This window comes from Streptomyces sp. NPDC016845, from assembly GCF_044332585.1.
In the GTDB taxonomy this organism is placed as follows: Bacteria; Actinomycetota; Actinomycetes; order Streptomycetales; family Streptomycetaceae; genus Streptomyces.
The window spans coordinates 1,356,997-1,373,373 of record NZ_JBIRPI010000001.1 but is presented as its reverse complement, the minus strand read 5'-3'; the positions used below and the strand labels follow the sequence as shown (position 1 = coordinate 1,373,373).

Below are 16,377 nucleotides of genomic sequence, written 5' to 3'. Positions count from 1 at the left end.
TCGGACGCCGCGACCGGCACCAGGGTCACCGGCCGCACGCCGCGCGAGTCGACCGGCCGCCCGGACCTGACCGAGGCCGCGATCGTGGTCTCCGGTGGCCGGGGTGTGAACGGCGCGGAGAACTTCGCGCTCATCGAGGCGCTCGCCGACTCCCTCGGCGCGGCCGTCGGCGCCTCCCGCGCCGCGGTGGACGCGGGCTGGTACCCGCACTCCAACCAGGTCGGCCAGACCGGCAAGAGTGTGTCGCCGCAGCTGTACATCGCCAACGGCATCTCCGGGGCGATTCAGCACCGGGCCGGTATGCAGACCTCGAAGACGATCGTCGCGGTGAACAAGGACGCCGAGGCGCCCATCTTCGACCTGGTCGACTACGGCGTCGTCGGCGACCTCTTCGACGTCGTCCCGCAGCTCACCGAAGAGGTCAAGACCCGCAAGGGCTGACCGGTCTCACCGCTCCTGGACGCGGCGGCGTACGTAGTACCCGCCCGCGCCCAGCGAGCCCACGACCAGCAGGCCGCCGAGGACGAGCTGGGCCGTGCCGAAGCGGCCCAGCGAACCGCCGTCGCCCGCGCGCACGCCGCGCAGTTCGGTGGAGCCCCGGGCCGACACGGTGAGGAGCCGCCGTACGACGGTGCCGCTCTCGCAGTCCACGGTGACGGGGTACGTTCCCGGACGCGCCCCGGACGGCACCTGGAACCGGCCCACCACATCGCCCTCGTGCGCGCCCGTCCGCAAGGGGAAGTCACCGGCTCCGAGGCTGTTCGCGTCGCCGGTCGCGCGTCCGTCGTCGCCGCACGCGGGGGTGTTCGCCGTGACCGTGGCGCCGGGGCCGGCGCCGGCGGGGGCGAGCTCCAGGAGCCCCTGGTCCTCCTCCCCCGCCCAGGCCGGTCCGCACGCCGGGAGGGCGAGCATGAGCGCCGCCGCGGTGGCGACGGCGGTGGCGGGCCAGGATGTGGTGCGGCGCATGCGGGGCCCCTCGGGCGGTGTGACCACGGACGGTGTTCCCGGCCGAGCCAACCCCGTCGGGGCGCGCGCCGCCTGTCGGGGCGTCGAGGCGGGTGACGGACGGCGCACAGGCGGGTGACCACCACGGCGCACCCGGGGTGAGGCCGGGGCAGTCGCGAGTGACCTCGCGTGACACACCGCCCGCCAGTCGCGGGACCGCTCAGAGGTGGCCGTGCGTCCGGTGCGCCTCGACCAGTGCCGTACGGGCCGATTCGAGCCGGTGCGCCATCACCTCGGCCACACCGTGCAGCAGCGTCATTCCCAGGGCAGGCTCCATGTCGCACAGGCCGCGCACCGCGCCGCCGTCGAACTCGTAGGCGCGCACCGGGCTGAACGCCTCCGCGCCGAAGTCCCACTCGTAGGGCGGGAAGAGCCACGACCAGCCGAGCAGGTCACCCGGGCCGAGCGGGTCGATGGGCAGGGTCGTCCGGTCGGAGACCCGTACGTCGAGGGTGACCATGCCGGTCCTGATGATCCAGAACCGTTCGGCGCGGTCCCCCTCCTCGAAGATGCGGGTGTCCTGGGGGAAGGAGACTTCCGTGGCCAGGGCCATCAGCCGGTCGCGATACGCACGCGGAAGCCGGTTCAGCAGTCGTGTACGAGCCGTCATGGCGCCACACCTCCACCGTCGTGTCTCTCCAGCGTACGTACGCCGCGCCCGTTGCCGAGGGGGCGAACCGTCGCCCGAAAAGGGTAGTTCCCTCCCCCGTTCGGCGCACCTGGACCATGTGGCGTAAGCGGGGAGCGAGGTGGCGGTCACGCTTCTACGTTTCCGGCATGGCGAATTTCCTCGGCTCTGCGACATCCGCGCTGCTCGCGGCGGTCACCGTCGGTGCGGTCGCCGGGCCCGCCCCGGCCCACGCCGGCGCTCCGGCGCCGCCCGCCGTGCCCTCGCTGTCGGCGCTGGCGTGGGAGGTCATGGACGCGGACTCGGGCGAGGTCCTTGCCGCGAAGGCGCCGCACCGCCGTCTGCCGCCCGCGAGCACGCTCAAGACACTGTTCGCGGTGGCGCTCCTGCCGAAGCTGCGCCAGGACGCCGTGCACCGGGCCACGTACACGGATCTGGCCGAGGTCGCCGCGGGCAGCAGCCTGGTCGGGGTCGACGAGGGGAGCCGGTACACGGTCGCGGATCTTTGGCGCGGGGTGTTCCTCAGCTCCGGCAACGACGCCGTGCACACCCTCGCGCACATGAACGGCGGGGTGGCGCGCACCCTCGCCGAGATGCAGGCCACCGCGCGCAGCATCGGGGCCCGCGACACGCAGGTGCGTTCGCCGGACGGCTTCGACACGCCGGGGCAGTACTCGTCCGCGCACGATCTGGCGCTCATCGCCAGGGAGGGGTTGAAGAACCCCGACTTCACGCGCTACATGGGCACCAAGTGGGCGCGGTTCCCGGCGTCCGGCGGCCCGAAGGCGTTCGGGATCCAGAACACCAACCGGCTCCTCGTGGGTTCGCACGGCGTGTCGCCCTACGCGGGGCTCATCGGCGTCAAGAACGGGTACACGTCGCAGGCCGGGTCCACCTTGGTGAGCGCCGCGAGCCGCGAGGGCCGCACGATCCTGGTGACGGTGATGAATCCGCGGCAGGGCTCGTTCAACGCGGTCTACGAGGAGAGCCGGACCCTGCTCGACTGGGGCTTCGTCGCCGCGCCGCTGCACCGCGTCCACGGGGCGGGGCCGCAACACCCGGACGGCGCGAGCGAGTTGACCTCCTCGGCCGTCGCCGCCGCGGCGCCGTCCGCCTCGCCGCGGCCGTCCGACGCGGGGCCGGGGCTCACCCGGCACCTCGGCGCGGCGGGCGCGCTGCTCGCTCTGTGCTGCGCGCCCTTGCTCGTCCGCATGCATCTGCGCAGGCGGCGGAGTTTCAGCGGTGGACGTTGACCTTCACGACCGGGGAGGTGGCGCCGCCGCCGACGATGCGCAGGGAGTTCTGCCCGACCAGGCCGAGCTTGACGCGCAGGTTGTAGGCGCCGCCGCTGTTGGTGGTCATGGTGATGGGGAGCGACACCCAGCGCTTGCCCTGCATCTGCTGCAGCGTCACCCGGGTGCCCGCTCGCAGGTGCTGCGTGGTGCCGTAGACCCGGAACTGCTGCCACGCCCGTACGCTGCCGACGGTCGCCTTCGCGCTGATCGACGGGTGCGCGGTCCGGACCGCCGAGGCGGGCGGGGCGGATGTCGCCGCGGCCGCGGGAGCGGCCAGCACCGCCAGGGCGGAGAGGCCGGCTGCGGACGCGTATTTCATGCGGTTCATGTGAATCAACTGAATCAACTCGCTGTTCTCGTACGGTGATTGCCAGAATTGCGGAAGTCGGGGGCGCCTCATGGCGCGCACAAAACATATGCAAATCGGGAAGTCCGCCCGCGACAGCAACACGCACACCCCGGCAAATGCCCGTCGCATTCCGCTCGGAGCGTCCCTCGTTCGGCCCTACGAAATGGTCGGGACGGAACGCCGCGCCTAGCGTCGAAGGGGTCACCCATTCCCCGGAGGACCCGCATGCGCCCCCTGTCGTCCCGTACGTCGCTCCGTACGTCGCCCCGTATAGCGGCGCTGTCGTCCGCACTCGTCTCGCTGGCCGCTATCGGCCTGGTCACGCCCGTCGCCGTGGCGGACGACGGAGGCGACGGCGGAGGCACGGAGCCGAACGTCACGTCCTTCGGTTTCACCGTCTCGCCGAGCACGGTCGCGGCCGGGGGCACGGTCACTCTCAGCTCCACGGAATGCGAAGTCCCCACGGTGCGCGTGACAGCCCCGGTCTTCGACGACACCGAACTCGAAGAAGGACACTCCGCCACCGCGGAGGTCTATCCGGACGCGAAGCCCGGCGCCCAGTACGAGGTCACCTTCGACTGCGACGGCGAAAAGGGCACGACGACCCTCACCATCGCCACGGGCGACGGACATTCCTCCCCCGGCGTGGACCACGGTGTGAAAGCGGGCGTCGGCGGCAGCGCGGGCGGCACCGATCCGGCTCTCCTCGTGGGAGGCGCCGCGCTGATCGCGGGCGCGCTCGGCGCGGCCTGCTTCCACCTGCGCAAACGCGACACCGAACACTGACATCGCGTGCTGACACCGCGCGCCGACGGCGGGCCCTGACGGCGTCGTCAGTCGTGCGGGGCCGCTCCGCTCACCCGGTGGTCCGCGTGGCTGAGGGACTCCATCACCAGGCGGCGCAGATGGCCGTCGGTGAGGCGGTAGTGCATGTGGCGGCCCTCCCTGCGCGCTTCCACCAGGCCCGCGAGGCGTAGCTTCGCCAGGTGCTGGCTGACCGCCGTGCGGGAGGCCGTGACCCGTTCGGCCAGCGAGCCGACGTCCGACTCCTCGATCGCGAGCAGCCACAGCAGGTGCAACCGGGTGGCGTCCGACAGGAGCGCGAACACCCGCGTCGCCTCCGCGAGTCGGGCGCCGTCCGGCTCGCGCAGATGGGCGCCCGGCGCGGCGGGCAGGGGGTCGCGGGGAGGCATGGGGCAAGGGTAGGCGACGGATCGCGGCACCGGTCCGCGAGATATGTGCACGGGTGCGCACATGTGCGCGTAGGCTGGGGCTCGCCCGCGCGTACCGCCGCCCCCGTTCACCTCCCCCCGGATGAGGCCGCCGCATGCTCGCCGTTCTGCGCCATCGCATCTACCGCCGGCTCTTCGCCGCGCAGGTCGTCGCCCTCGTCGGGACGGGTCTGGCCACCGTCGCGCTCGGGCTGCTCGCTTACGACCTGGCGGGGGCCGACGCGGGGGCCGTCCTCGGGACCGCGCTTGCCGTCAAGATGACGGCGTACGTCGCGGTGGCCCCGCTCGTCGGGGCGTTCGCCGACCGGCTGCCGCGGCGGGCGCTGCTCATGGGCGCGGATCTGGTGCGGGCCGGGGTCGCGGCGGCGCTGCCCTTCGTGGACCAGGTGGGGCAGGTGTATGTGCTGGTGTTCGCGCTGCAGTCGGCGTCGGCCGTGTTCACACCTGCGTTCCAGGCCGTCATTCCGGACGTACTGCCCGACACACGTACCTATACGCGGGCGCTGTCGATGGCGCGGCTCGCGTACGACCTGGAGAGCCTGTTCAGCCCCGCGCTCGCCGCCGCGCTGCTCACCGTGGTCACCTACAACCGGCTCTTCCTCGGCACCATGGCGGGGTTCCTCGTCTCCGCCGCCCTCGTCGTCTCCGTAGCCCTGCCACGCGCCGCGCCCGCCCCGGCCTCGCCCGGGAGACGCCGCGCGACGGCCGGTATCCGGCTGTTTTTGACGGTCCCGGCGCTGCGGTCGCTGCTCGCGCTGAACCTCGCCGTGGCCGCCGCGAGCGCCATGGTGACGGTCAACACCGTCGTGTACGTACGGGAGTTCCTCGGCCGGTCCGCCGCCGTGGTGCCGGTGGCGCTCGGCGCGTACGGGGCCGGGTCGATGCTCGTCGCTCTCGCGCTGCCCCGGATTCTGGACCGGGTCGGCGACCGTACGGTGATGCTGCGCGGGGCGCTGCTGATGGTCGTCGTGTTCGCGGCGCTCGGCGTCGTCACGGTGTCGGGCGGCGGCGGCTGGCGGACGGTCGCGCTGTTGGTGACCTGGTGCGCGTTCGGCGCCGCCGGGTCCATGGTGTTGACGCCGACCGGGCGCCTCGTGCGGCGGGCCGCGCCCGAGCGGGAGCGCACGGCGGCGTTCGCCGCGCAGTTCTCCTTGTCACACGCGTGCTGGCTGCTCACGTATCCGCTGGCCGGTGGCGTCGGCGCGGCGGCCGGGTTGGCGTGGGCGGTGCTCGTTCTGGGGGCGGTGACGTCGGGCGCGGCGGTGCTGGCGGTGCGGTTGTGGCCGGCGGGCGGCGGCAAGGGCATCGAGGCCGGGCCCGACCACGAGCACGACCACATCGGGCTCGCCCCGGACCACCCGCATCTGCGGAACGCGGTACGCACCACAACCGGCTGGCGCCACAGCCACCGGCACGCCCTGGACGCTCTCCACCCGGCCGGGCCGTGACGCCGCAGGCCCCGCCCCGTCACACCCCCGCCACCCCCGCGACGCGTACCGCAGCCGGCGTAGGGCCACAGGAGCGGCCCCGTCAGACGCGGCCCCCGGTGAGCCGGGTCAGCGGGCCCTGGCTGCCGCGCTCGGCGCGACGGCCGGCCGCGTAGGAGGCCACGGTCAGGGCGGTCGCCCCGGCGGTGGCGCCCGCCGCGATCAGCTTGCGGTTCTTCAGGACCGTCCACGCCGTGGTGGCGACGGAGGCCACCTGCGTGGCCGCGGTCGTGACGCCCTCGCGCGCCGTGTTCAGGGCGGCGCCCGTGGTCAGGGCGGCGCGGCCCGCGGCCTGGCCCGCGCCGGTCGCGGCGCGCGCGGTGCCGGAGCCCGCCGACTCGGCGGCGCGGCCGGCCTTGGCGCCCGCGGACTCCGCCTTCGAGGCGGTGCCGGTCGCGGCCTTGGTGGCCGTCTTGGCCGCCGTCTTCGCCTTGCTCTGCGTGCTGTTGTCGTTGGCGCTGTCGTTGTTGCCTCGTTGAGTAGCCATGGTCTGCGGTTTGCCGCAATCCGCTCGCACAAACAGACGACAGCGCATCGTGTCAACCCTCAGCGGCGCGCCAGGAGTTCGAGCGTGTCGATGACCCGGTTCGAGAAGCCCCACTCGTTGTCGTACCAGGCGACGACCTTGATGTGGCGGCCGTCGACACGGGTCAGCTCGGAGTCGAAGACGGCCGACGCGGGGTTGCCCGTGATGTCGGACGAGACGAGCGCGTCCTCCGAGTACTCGAGAATTCCGGCCAATGTGCCCTGGGCGGCGGTCCGGTAGGCGGCGAGCACGTCCTCGCGGGTCACGTCGCGCGCGACCGTCGTGTTCAGCTCGACGATCGAACCGACGGGGACCGGCACCCGGATCGAGTCGCCGGACAGCTTCCCGTCGAGGTTCGGCAGGACGCGGCCGATCGCCTTCGCGGCGCCCGTGGTCGTCGGCGCGATGTTGACGGCGGCGGCGCGGGCCCGGCGGGCGTCGCGGTGCGGGCCGTCCTGGAGGTTCTGCTCCTGGGTGTAGGCGTGCACCGTCGTCATGAACCCGTGCTCGATACCCGCGAGTTCGTCGAGGACGGCGGCGAGCGGGGCGAGCGCGTTGGTCGTGCAGGAGGCGTTCGAGACGACGGTGTGCAGCTCGGGGTCGTAGGCGTCGGTGTTGACGCCGTACGCGAGCGTGACGTCGGCGCCGTCGGAGGGCGCGGAGACGAGCACCTTGCGCGCGCCCGCGTCGAGGTGTGCGCGGGCGGCCTTGGCCGAGGTGAAGCGGCCGGTCGACTCCAGGACGAGGTCCACGTCCAGGTCGGCCCAGGGCAGTTGGGCGGGTTCGCGCTCGGCGAGCACCTTGATGCGGTGGCCGTCGACCACGAGCGTGTCGCCGTCGACGCCGACCGGGCGGCCGAGGCGGCCCGCCGTCGAGTCGAAGGCGAGCAGCCGCGCGAGGGCGGCGGGCTCGGTGAGGTCGTTGACGGCGACGACTTCGAGGGTGCCGTCCCGTTCGAGCAGCGCACGCAGGACGTTGCGTCCGATGCGGCCGAACCCGTTGATGGCGATACGTGTCATGAGGTGAGGTCCCTTCTCTCTCAGCCGTTCGCTGACCTCAAGGCTCGCGCGCGGCGGACGCCGCTGACAGCGGCACGATCGCCATGGTCCGAAAGTATCTCGCCAGCGCGTCATTCCCCGCGGGCGAAAGTACGGCGGTACTCGCTCGGCGTGGTCCCGAGGATGCGCTGGAAGTGCAGGCGCAGGTTGGCGCCGGTGCCGAGACCGACGTCGGCGGCGATCTGCTCGACGCCGCGCTGCGACCGTTCGAGCAGTTCACGGGCGACGTCGATACGGGCCCGCATCACCCACTGCATGGGTGTGTAACCGGTGTCGTCGACGAAGCGCCGCGAGAAGGTGCGCGGCGACACGGCCGCATGCCCGGCGAGCGCCTCCAGGGTGAGCGGTTCACCGAGCTTGCGCAGCGCCCATTCACGGGTGGCGGCGAACCGTTCCCCGAGCGGCTCGGGCACGCTGCGCGGCACGTACTGGGCCTGGCCGCCGCTGCGGTAGGGGGCCGCGACGAGGCGCCGGGCGGCATGGTTGGCGGCGGCCACGCCGAGGTTGCCGCGCAGGATGTGCAGGCACAGGTCGATGCCGGAGGCGGCGCCGGCCGAGGTCAGCACGGAGCCCTCGTCGACGAACAGCACGTTCTCGTCGACCCGCACCTGTGGGTGCTTCGCCGCGAGCGCCTTGGTGTAGTGCCAGTGCGTGGTGGCCCGTCTGCCGTCGAGCAGCCCGGTCGCGGCGAGCGTGAAGGCCCCGGTGGAGATGGCGGCGAGCCGCGCGCCCCGTTCGTGCGCACCGCCCAGCGCGTCGACGACGGCCGCGGGCGGGTCGTCCCGGTCGGGGAACCGGTACCCCGGCACGAACACGACATCGGCCCACTCCAGCGCCTCGAGCCCGTGCTCCACGACGTACGACAGCCCGTCCCCACCGGTCACGGGCCCCCGGGCGGCCCCGCACACCCGTACCTCGTACGGCATGCTCGCCCGCTTCGTGAACACCTGCGCCGGGATGCCGACGTCGAGCGGTTTGGCCCCTTCGCTGACGAGGACGGCGACGTGGTGCGGGCGGGGGGAGCGGGGTGTGGGCACGGGTCGAGGGTACGTGGGGTGATCATCGGCGGGGCCGTGGCACACCCGCCAAGGCCCGTACGGCTGAGGCAGGTTGTTCGTGACAGGTGGATATGCGTGGCCGGGTTTGCTGGGTAAGGTCAAGAGGTCACCGTCCGGCTGTGGGGGCAGCCCGGGACCGTCGGCGGTGATGTGCGCGGGGGAGGTTCTTACATCCATGAGTCGTCGCTCCACCGGTGTCGTCGGTGTCTGGGCCGAGATGCAGCGACAGCAGCAGCGCCAGTCCGAGGCCGAGGCCAGGGCGCGCAGGCTGGAGGCGCAGCAGGCGCGCGCCTATCAGCGCCGGATCGCGCAGAGCCACCGCGAGTACCGGCAGGCGGAGGCCCACCGGCGTACGGAGGAGCTCGAGGCGCAGGTCGCCTCGTTGCAGGGGCTGCTCGCGGCCGGGTGTCTGGCGCCCGCGTTCCGCGCCGAGTCGCTGCTGCGCGCGGAGGAGACCGAGCCGTTCGCGCCGGGCCCCCTCGCCCACCCCGTGCCGATGCCGGATCCCGCCCTCTACCAGGCGCAGAGCGGATGGACGGCGAACCGCCGCGCGCAGGCGCAGGCCGAGGCGCACGCCCGCTACGAGCGGGACCTGCTCGTCGCGCAGGCGGCCGAGGCCCGGCGCAGGCAGGATCTCGCGGCGTACCGCGGTCAGTACGACGCGTGGGCGGGGTCCCGGCGGGCCGAGGTACGGGGGCACAACGCGGGCGTCGCGGCGGTCGTCGAGGGTGTCCGCCGCCGTGAGCCCGAGGCGGTCGTCGAGTACTTCTCGGCCGCGCTCTACTCCTCCACCGCCTGGCCGGACGGGTTCCCGCGCCGGGTCGCGGCGGCGTACGACGCGGCCGCGGGGCAGCTGGTCCTGGACTGGGAGCTGCCCGGGTACGCGGTCGTCCCGGAGGCGAAGGCGGTGCGGTACGTCGCCTCCCTCGACCAGGACAAGGAGAGCCCGCGCCCGGCGGGCCAGCGGCGGGGCCTCTACCGCGAGGTCGTCGCGCAGTGTGTGCTGCTGGCGCTGCACGACCTGTTCGCCGCCGACGGCCTCGGCGCCCTGGACTCGGTCGCGCTGAACGGGTTCGTCGACGACCACGACCCGGTGACCGGCAGACCCGGACAGATCGTGCTCGCGACGGTGATGGCCACGCGGGCGGCGTTCGAGGGCCTGCATCTCGCGCAGGTCGACCCGGTCAGCTGTCTGGCCGACGGACTGCGCGGTCAGCTCTCGCCCCGCCCGGACCAGCTGGCCGCCGTCCGGCCCGCGCGCCGTCCGGACGAGGTCGGCAACCGCGTGGTCAGCCACGGCGGCGACACCGAACCCGACCTGTACGCGATGGACCCGGTCGCCTTCGAGTCGCTCGTCGCGGAGCTGTTCCGGGCCATGGGGATGCAGGCGGTCACGACGCAGCGGTCGAACGACGGAGGTGTGGACGTCGACGCGCTGGACCCCGCCCCGATCCGCGGCGGCAAGATCGTCGTCCAGGTGAAGCGGTACCGCAACACGGTGCCGCCCACCGCCGTGCGCGATCTGTTCGGGACCGTACAGGACGCCGGGGCCAACAAGGGCGTTCTCGTGACGACCTCGAGGTTCGGCCCCGGCTCCCACACCTTCGCCAACGGCAAGCCGCTGGAGCTGATCTCCGGCGAGGAACTCGTCGACCTGCTGCACCGGCACGGGCTGCGCGGCCGCCTCGGCCCACGGGACGCCACTCCCCCGGCCCCGTCCACGACCGCCGCACCTGATCCGGCACAGCTCCCGGCCGACTACAACGTCCTGGGGATGTCCTGGTCGGGGCCGGTGGCCCTGGACATCTGCGCCCTCGTCTGCGGCGGCAACCGCGTCCTCAGCGACGACCACTTCGTCTTCTACAACAACCCCCGCACCCCGGACGGGTCGGTCCAGCAGATGCCGCCGTCGGGGCGCGACAAGGCGGCCGTCCGCGTCTCCTTCGACAGCCTGCCCGCCGCCGCCGACCGCTTCGTCCTCGTCGCGGCCGTCGATCCGGCGGTGGATCCGGGCGCCGACCTCGCCGGGTTCTCCGACGCCCGGATCCGCCTCCTCGACCCGCACCTGGCCGAGCTGGGCGAACTCGACGTCTCCGACGGCCGCCCCGGCGAGACGGCCCTCGTCCTCGGCTCGTTCCGCCGTCGGCAGAGCGGCGACTGGGACTTCGTCCTGGGTGGCAAGGGCTACCCAGGCGGCCTGGAGGAACTGTTGCGGGACTATGGAGTCGAGGTGGATTAGGGCCGGGAAGGCTGTTCCCGTCCTTGGGTCAGACCTCGTCCATCCGGCGCTTGTCCTGCTCGTCCCACGCGCGCGTGTCCCTCGGCTCGACGTACGGTTCCGCCTCCGGCGGGTGGCCGCCCGCGACGGCCCGCTGGCGTGCGGTCTCCGCGTCGAACTCCAGGCCGAGCAGGATGGCCAGGTTGGTGACCCACAGCCAGATCAGGAAGACGATGACTCCGGCCATCGTCCCGTAGGTCTTGTTGTACGAGGCGAAGTTCGCTACGTAGAAGGCGAACGCGGCGGAGGCGACCAGCCAGACCACCAGGGCGAGGACGCTGCCCGGCGTGATCCACCGGAACCCCTTGACCTTGGCGTTCGGGGTGGCCCAGTAGAGGATCGCGATCATGATCGTGACCAGGACGACCAGGACCGGCCACTTGGCGATCGACCACACCGTGAGCGCGGTGTCGCCGATGCCCAGCATGTCGCCCGCCTGACGGGCCACGCCGCCGGTGAACACCACGATCAGGGCGCTGGCCACGGCCAGGATCATGAGCACCACGGTCACACCCACACGTACGGGCAGGACCTTCCACACGGGGCGGCCCTCGGGCATGTCGTAGACGGCGTTGGCGGAGCGGATGAACGCGGCTACGTAGCCGGACGCCGACCACACCGCCAGGAGCAGGCTGACGACGGCGACCAGCGAGCCCGTGCCGGCGTTGCCCTGCAACTGCTGCACCGCCTGCGTGATGATGTCCCGCACCGAGCCGGGCGCCAGCTGCCGCAGGTTGTCGAGCACCTTGTCGGTGGTGGACTTGCCCGCGATGCCCAGGAGGGAGACGAGTACGAGGAGCGCCGGGAACAGCGCGAGGACCCCGTAGTAGGTCAGCGCGGCGGCCCGGTCGGTCAGCTCGTCGTCCTTGAACTCGCGCAGGCTGCCTTTGAACACCGCCATCCATGACCGTTTGGGCAGGTCGGTGGGGGTGTCGGGGGCGCGCCGCTCTACTTGCTCGGACGGGCCGAAGCCGTCTGCGCCGGCGTTCGCGCCGCCGTACTCGTCATGCTCGTCACCGAGATCAGTTCGCTTGCCCATGAACTGCGGGTAACCACTTCGCCCGCGAACACGCCCGCCGTCCGGGTGAGATAAAGAATGTGCGGCCGACGCTGATCCCGCTGGTCAGGCCGATGCGGCGACGCCTCCGCCGACGGCGATCGATGTCCACGGTGCCCGGGAAGAGGACCTGCCGGGTCGCCGAGGATCCGCCGTGCACGAACTGCGGCAGGACGCCGAGGAAGAAGAGCGCCGCCTTCGGGCACCCAGGTGGACGAGGTACGCCGCGCCGAGGAGCCTGATGGTCTGGAAGACGGCGGCCGAGCGCGCCGCGATCACCGAGAGAGCGACGACCGCGGCGCCCATGCGCACGCAGAGCCCGCTCTGCGCGCCGAGCGCCGCCGCCCGCCCCGTGTTTCCTCAGCGCGGCAGCAGGGGTCCGAGCGGTCCGAGGTCGATGTTGAGGTCCTCGGGCTTCAGGTCGTAGCGCTCGCGCAGCTCCTCCATCCGGTCCTCCAGCAGCATCAGTGTGAGGCCGATGCGGTCCTCCTGCTCCTCGGAGAGGTCTCCGGTGTCGAACCTGCGCAGGGCCTGCCGCTCCATCAGCTGCCGCAGCAGCTCCACGATGGTCAGGACCAGCTTCATCAGGTCCCGTTCCACCGTGTCGGGCTCGATCTGGATGCGCCCGCGCGCCTTCTCCGCGGGCTGGGCGGTGGGCGCGGGGCTGTCGTCGTGCGTGCTCACAGCATGTCCTCGAACGGGGAAGGTACGTTCTCGTTCACCGAGCTGATCAGTGCGTTCAGGTCGATGCGCACCAGATCCACGTCGGCGATGCGCAGCGTGACGTCGCCCGCGAGGACCACTCCCCCGGCGAGCAGCCGGTCGAGGAGGTCCACGAGGGCGACCTCGCGGCGTTCGATGACGGTCATGACGCGCCTCCCAGCGACGGCTCGGCCGGGTCCTCGCGCTCCTCGGGCGGTGCGGAGAAGGAGTACGCGGCCCAGGGCCCGGTCAGCTCCACCCGCAGGCCCGGATGGTCTCCGTCCTTGGTCGCGTCGACCAGTTCGACGAAGGCCTCCGACTCCGCACGGGGCACCAGGTAGGCCCCGTTGAGGACATTGCGCCCCGAGCTCTTGGCGAGCTCCGGGTTCTGCGGCGGGTGCACCCGCGTCTCCGCGCTGCGCTCCGCGAGCCGGTCGTGCAGCTCCTGCGCGAAGGTCTCCGCCTTCCGCCAGACCTGGTCGCGGCCCTCGCGTTCGGCGCGGCGGCGGCGCAGGTAGTCGCGGCCGGAACCGGCGCCGAGGGCCTGCGCGGTGACGCGCTCGCGGCGCCCGGACGCGGTGTCGGCGGCGGGCGCGGTGTCGGCGGCGGGCGCGGGGGTCTCCTTCGGCTGGTCCTCGACGAAGACCTTCACGCCCCACTCGACCCGGTCCCGGATGCGCGCGAGCGACGTACGGAAGCGCTCCTGCTCCGCCTCCATCATGGCGCGCACGCCGCTGTCGTCGCGGAACACGGTCGCGAGGCGCAACGGCAGCGGGCTGGTCACCGAGGCGAGCGCCGCGGTGACGGCCTGGTGGGCGCGTGCGGTACCGGAGAGCCAGTCGAGGTTCTCCAGGTTGCGCCGCAGTGCGGCCTCGGAGAACTCATCGGCCGGCACATGGCTCACGACGGCGGTCAGGCCGGCGTGCTCGACAAGGCGCGGCGCGGCCCCGCCGACGCCGGACAGGTCCGCCGCCAACGGGGCTTCGAGAGCGCCGCACACCGCGTAGACGTACCGCAGTTCACTCATCGCGCGGCTCCTCCTGCTCATTCATCACGCGGCTCCTTCTGCCGGGACGACGGGGCCTCGTCGAGCACCCCGGACGTGCTGCCGCCCTCCAGGGCGGCGAGCCGCTCCCGCAACTCGGCGTTCTCCCGGGCCAGTTCCTTGCGGCGGGCACCGGACGACAGCGCGGGGTCGTCCTCCCACCAGTCGATGCCCATCTCCTTCGCCTTGTCGACGGAGGCGACGATCAGCCGCAGCTTGATCGTGAGCAGCTCGATGTCGAGCAGGTTGATGCGGATGTCACCCGCGATCACGATGCCCTTGTCGAGCACCCGCTCCAGGATGTCGGCCAGATTGGCCCCCGAACTCCCCCCTTGCAGGGGGGAGTCGGGGAACCTGCTCGCGGTAGTCATCAACGGCTCCGGGCGGCTGCGTGCTCGCGCCGGCCGGACTTCTCGTCGGCGTCGGGCTCCTCGTCGGCCGGCTCGTCCTCGTCGAGGTACTCGGCCTCCTCGGCCTCCTCCTCCGGCGCCTCGTCGGCGTCCTCGGCGTCGTCCTCCGGGACCTCGTCCGCGTACTCGGCGTCCTCGTCCGCCTCGTCGGCCTCGTCGGTGTACTCACCGTCGTCGGCCTCCCCGTCCGCGGGCGCGTCCTCGTCGAGGTACTCGGCGTCCTCGTCGGCGTACTCGCCCTCGGCGTCCTCCGGCTCGGCGTCCTCCTCCTCTTCGTCCTCGTACGCGTCCTCGGCCTGCTCGTCCTCACCCTGGTCCTGATCGTCCTGGTCTTGGCCGTCCTGGTCCTGCGAGCGCTCCTCTTCCTCCGCCGCCACCGCGTCGTCGTGGCTGCGGACGACCTCGCCGTCACGGATCTCACCGCGCCAGGCGTCCGTCGCCTCACCCTTGATGGTGATGAAGCGCGCGAAGTGCTTCAGGTCGAGGCGGGCGCGGCGGCCCTGGGCCCGCCAGATGTTGCCCGTCTTCTCGAAGAGGCCCTTCGGGTAGTACTCGATGACCAGCAGCACCCGGGTGAGGTTCTCGCCCAGTTCGTGGAAGGTGATGACACCCTTCGTGGTGCCCTTGGCGCCTTCCGAGCTCCAGCTGATCCGCTGGTCAGGCACCTGTTCGGTGGTGTGCGCCTTCCAGCTGCGGCTGGACCAGAAGATCTTCATCTGCCAGTCGGAGGTCACGTCGTCCGCGCGGTTGGCGTTCTTGACGCCGCGCGCGAAGGTGGAGAACTCCTGGTACTGGGTCCACTGGTCGTAGGCGGTCCGCAGGTCGACACCGACGTCGATGCTCTCCAGGATGACGGTCGGCTTCTGGCCGCCGCCGGACTTGGACTTGCCCTTGCCCTTGCCGCCCTTGCCGAAGATGCCCTTCACCCCCTCGACCACGTTGTCCTTGAGGTGGCCCGCGCCGGTCTCGACGGCCGTGCGCACGGGGCCCTTGCCCTCGGCGAGCTTGCGGCCGCCGTTGAGGGCCATCTTGGCGAAGCCGGGGCTGTTGCCGTCGGCTATGTCGTTGAGCTTGCCCGTGGTCTGGCCGAGCTTGCGGCCGACCCCGGTCAGCAGGTGCGTCGCCTTGGCGGCGAGGTAGTCCTGCGCCTCGGCCTTCAGGCGGTCGGCCGCCTCGCTGTGGGCGAGGTCCTTGAGCGGGTTCGCCTTGGACTGCTCAGCCATTGCTGCGGCCCCCCTTCGCGGTGGTGCGCGAGGACCGGCGAGCGGTCCCGGCGGTCTTGTCGGCCGCGCCGGACGTCCCGGACGCCTTCGACGCGGTCGTCTTCTTGGCGGTCTTCTTGGCGGCGGTGGAGCGCGACCGGGTGCCCTGGTCCGACTTGCGGCGACCGGACGCACCCGAGGAGCCCGAGCCCGACGAGGCGGACCTCTTGGCCGGGGCTCGCTTGCGCGGCGCCGGGCGCTCCTCGTTCTGGTCCTCGTCGTTCTGGTCCTCGTCGTTCTGCTCGGGCGCGTCCTGCTCGTCGCGCTCATCGCGCTCGTCGCGGCCCTCGTCGTCCCTGTCGTCCCTGTCGTCGGCGCTGTCCTCGGCGTCCTGCGCCTCGTCACGGCCGCCGACGCCGCCCTGGAGGCGGTCTCGGACGCCGGCCGTACCGCTGTGCAGCCGGTTGGCCAGACCCTCCATCTGCCGCTCCAGGATGGCCCCGGTGGCGGCCTTGCCGACGCCCCGGAAATCGTTGCGCAGCTGTCCGCCGAGCTCCTGGAACTGAGGATTCTTGTCCAACTGGGTGCGGACCAGGTCCATGACCGCCTTGGGACTGAGCTGCAGCTTCTTACCGGCGACCATGGTGCCGACGGCGAAGGCCAGCTTCATCTTCTTGGTACGCCCGAGGACGTACCCGGCGCCTACCGCGAGGCCGACTGCTGTTCGGTTCATGGTGTGTGTCCGTTCCTGCACGTAGGGCTCACGCGCTTAGAGGTGACGCCGGAGGTCTTCCGGCATCACGCGCCTGTCTGTCTGTCACGGCTGGCCTCGAGCCGGTCGAGAAGTTCGTCCTCCATCCGGTCGAACGTCTCCTCGTCGATCTCGCCCTCTTCCAACTGCTTTTCGAGGGCGGCCAGTTGGGCCTGTATGGCCGAAGGGTCGTAGTACTCGCTCTCCGCCTGCGCGACCACCTGTTCGAGGACCCACATGGAGCCCCGTACGGGTGCGAGCGGCAGCAGGAGCACCTCACTCAGCAACCCCATG

The 16,377-nt window shown here is 72.2% G+C and carries 21 protein-coding genes; 5 read left to right on the top strand and 16 right to left on the bottom strand.

Annotated elements, in window-relative coordinates; all coding sequences use genetic code 11:
- Positions 1 to 441 (top strand): electron transfer flavoprotein subunit alpha/FixB family protein (locus ACH4RC_RS05920; protein WP_398195586.1); only part of this gene is annotated, 441 nt, incomplete at its 5' end.
- 6 nt (positions 442 to 447) lie between these two features.
- Here ACH4RC_RS05920 and ACH4RC_RS05915 read toward each other — a convergent pair.
- The gene (locus ACH4RC_RS05915; protein ID WP_398195583.1) at positions 448 to 966 is read right to left on the bottom strand and encodes a hypothetical protein; all 519 of its coding nucleotides are present in this window, start codon (positions 964 to 966) and stop codon (positions 448 to 450) included.
- Positions 967 to 1,165: 199 nt separating this feature from the next.
- Positions 1,166 to 1,615, bottom strand: a complete 450-nt coding sequence (locus ACH4RC_RS05910; RefSeq protein ID WP_398195580.1) for a cyclic nucleotide-binding domain-containing protein — start codon at positions 1,613 to 1,615, stop codon at positions 1,166 to 1,168.
- A gap of 167 nt (positions 1,616 to 1,782) precedes the next feature.
- Here ACH4RC_RS05910 and ACH4RC_RS05905 point away from each other — a divergent pair, with 167 nt between their 5' ends.
- Positions 1,783 to 2,886: a D-alanyl-D-alanine carboxypeptidase family protein gene (locus tag ACH4RC_RS05905; RefSeq protein WP_398195577.1), complete on the top strand. Its 1,104-nt coding sequence runs from the start codon at positions 1,783 to 1,785 to the stop codon at positions 2,884 to 2,886.
- Here ACH4RC_RS05905 and ACH4RC_RS05900 read toward each other — a convergent pair.
- Complete coding sequence (locus tag ACH4RC_RS05900; RefSeq protein WP_398195575.1) at positions 2,870 to 3,256, bottom strand: hypothetical protein; 387 nt, start codon at positions 3,254 to 3,256, stop codon at positions 2,870 to 2,872. The genes ACH4RC_RS05905 and ACH4RC_RS05900 overlap by 17 nt on opposite strands.
- 246 nt (positions 3,257 to 3,502) lie before the next feature.
- Here ACH4RC_RS05900 and ACH4RC_RS05895 point away from each other — a divergent pair, with 246 nt between their 5' ends.
- A complete protein-coding gene (locus ACH4RC_RS05895; protein WP_398195572.1) occupies positions 3,503 to 4,063 on the top strand; it encodes a hypothetical protein in 561 nt (186 codons plus the stop codon).
- A gap of 47 nt (positions 4,064 to 4,110) precedes the next feature.
- Here the strand turns inward: ACH4RC_RS05895 and ACH4RC_RS05890 are convergent, their stop codons facing one another.
- Positions 4,111 to 4,470, bottom strand: a complete 360-nt coding sequence (locus tag ACH4RC_RS05890) for an ArsR/SmtB family transcription factor (protein ID WP_398195569.1) — start codon at positions 4,468 to 4,470, stop codon at positions 4,111 to 4,113.
- A 134-nt stretch (positions 4,471 to 4,604) separates the two neighbouring features.
- Between ACH4RC_RS05890 and ACH4RC_RS05885 the strand changes: the two genes are divergently transcribed.
- Complete coding sequence (locus ACH4RC_RS05885) at positions 4,605 to 5,957, top strand: MFS transporter (protein WP_398195567.1); 1,353 nt, start codon at positions 4,605 to 4,607, stop codon at positions 5,955 to 5,957.
- A gap of 82 nt (positions 5,958 to 6,039) precedes the next feature.
- Here ACH4RC_RS05885 and ACH4RC_RS05880 read toward each other — a convergent pair whose 3' ends face one another.
- The 3 genes from ACH4RC_RS05880 to ACH4RC_RS05870 form a co-directional block, all read right to left on the bottom strand.
- The gene (locus tag ACH4RC_RS05880) at positions 6,040 to 6,483 is read right to left on the bottom strand and encodes a hypothetical protein (RefSeq protein WP_398195565.1); all 444 of its coding nucleotides are present in this window, start codon (positions 6,481 to 6,483) and stop codon (positions 6,040 to 6,042) included.
- A 59-nt stretch (positions 6,484 to 6,542) separates the two neighbouring features.
- Positions 6,543 to 7,541 carry a type I glyceraldehyde-3-phosphate dehydrogenase gene (gene gap, locus ACH4RC_RS05875; protein ID WP_398195562.1) on the bottom strand — a complete coding sequence of 333 codons (999 nt, stop codon included), beginning with the start codon at positions 7,539 to 7,541 and terminating at the stop codon, positions 6,543 to 6,545.
- Positions 7,542 to 7,651: 110 nt separating this feature from the next.
- On the bottom strand, positions 7,652 to 8,617 hold the full coding sequence (locus tag ACH4RC_RS05870) for a GlxA family transcriptional regulator (RefSeq protein WP_398195561.1): 966 nt from the start codon (positions 8,615 to 8,617) through the stop codon (positions 7,652 to 7,654).
- A 196-nt stretch (positions 8,618 to 8,813) separates the two neighbouring features.
- Between ACH4RC_RS05870 and ACH4RC_RS05865 the strand changes: the two genes are divergently transcribed.
- Entirely contained in the window at positions 8,814 to 10,877 is a 2,064-nt protein-coding gene (locus tag ACH4RC_RS05865; RefSeq protein WP_398195559.1) for a restriction endonuclease, read from the top strand.
- Between the two features lie 28 nt (positions 10,878 to 10,905).
- Here ACH4RC_RS05865 and ACH4RC_RS05860 read toward each other — a convergent pair whose 3' ends face one another.
- From ACH4RC_RS05860 to ACH4RC_RS05820, 9 genes are all read right to left on the bottom strand, one after another.
- The gene (locus ACH4RC_RS05860) at positions 10,906 to 11,955 is read right to left on the bottom strand and encodes a YihY/virulence factor BrkB family protein (RefSeq protein WP_398195556.1); all 1,050 of its coding nucleotides are present in this window, start codon (positions 11,953 to 11,955) and stop codon (positions 10,906 to 10,908) included.
- A gap of 84 nt (positions 11,956 to 12,039) precedes the next feature.
- Positions 12,040 to 12,279, bottom strand: a complete 240-nt coding sequence (locus ACH4RC_RS05855; RefSeq protein ID WP_398195554.1) for a hypothetical protein — start codon at positions 12,277 to 12,279, stop codon at positions 12,040 to 12,042.
- Positions 12,280 to 12,333: 54 nt separating this feature from the next.
- Positions 12,334 to 12,657: a gas vesicle protein K gene (locus ACH4RC_RS05850; RefSeq protein ID WP_398195552.1), complete on the bottom strand. Its 324-nt coding sequence runs from the start codon at positions 12,655 to 12,657 to the stop codon at positions 12,334 to 12,336.
- Positions 12,654 to 12,842: a gas vesicle protein gene (locus ACH4RC_RS05845; RefSeq protein WP_324768917.1), complete on the bottom strand. Its 189-nt coding sequence runs from the start codon at positions 12,840 to 12,842 to the stop codon at positions 12,654 to 12,656. The genes ACH4RC_RS05850 and ACH4RC_RS05845 overlap by 4 nt, the downstream gene beginning before the upstream one ends.
- Positions 12,839 to 13,702, bottom strand: a complete 864-nt coding sequence (locus tag ACH4RC_RS05840; RefSeq protein WP_398195549.1) for a GvpL/GvpF family gas vesicle protein — start codon at positions 13,700 to 13,702, stop codon at positions 12,839 to 12,841. Before ACH4RC_RS05840 ends, ACH4RC_RS05845 begins: the two co-directional genes overlap by 4 nt.
- 17 nt (positions 13,703 to 13,719) lie before the next feature.
- The gene (locus ACH4RC_RS05835) at positions 13,720 to 14,091 is read right to left on the bottom strand and encodes a gas vesicle protein (RefSeq protein WP_398195547.1); all 372 of its coding nucleotides are present in this window, start codon (positions 14,089 to 14,091) and stop codon (positions 13,720 to 13,722) included.
- Positions 14,091 to 15,353 (bottom strand): SRPBCC family protein, encoded by a 1,263-nt coding sequence (locus ACH4RC_RS05830; protein WP_398195544.1) that lies wholly within the window; start codon positions 15,351 to 15,353, stop codon positions 14,091 to 14,093. The genes ACH4RC_RS05835 and ACH4RC_RS05830 overlap by 1 nt, the downstream gene beginning before the upstream one ends.
- Positions 15,346 to 16,065, bottom strand: coding sequence for a DNA primase (locus ACH4RC_RS05825; protein ID WP_398195543.1), 720 nt, complete (start codon positions 16,063 to 16,065; stop codon positions 15,346 to 15,348). Before ACH4RC_RS05825 ends, ACH4RC_RS05830 begins: the two co-directional genes overlap by 8 nt.
- Before the next feature lie 65 nt (positions 16,066 to 16,130).
- Positions 16,131 to 16,376, bottom strand: a complete 246-nt coding sequence (locus ACH4RC_RS05820) for a gas vesicle protein GvpG (protein WP_398195540.1) — start codon at positions 16,374 to 16,376, stop codon at positions 16,131 to 16,133.
- Position 16,377: the final 1 nt, after the last annotated feature.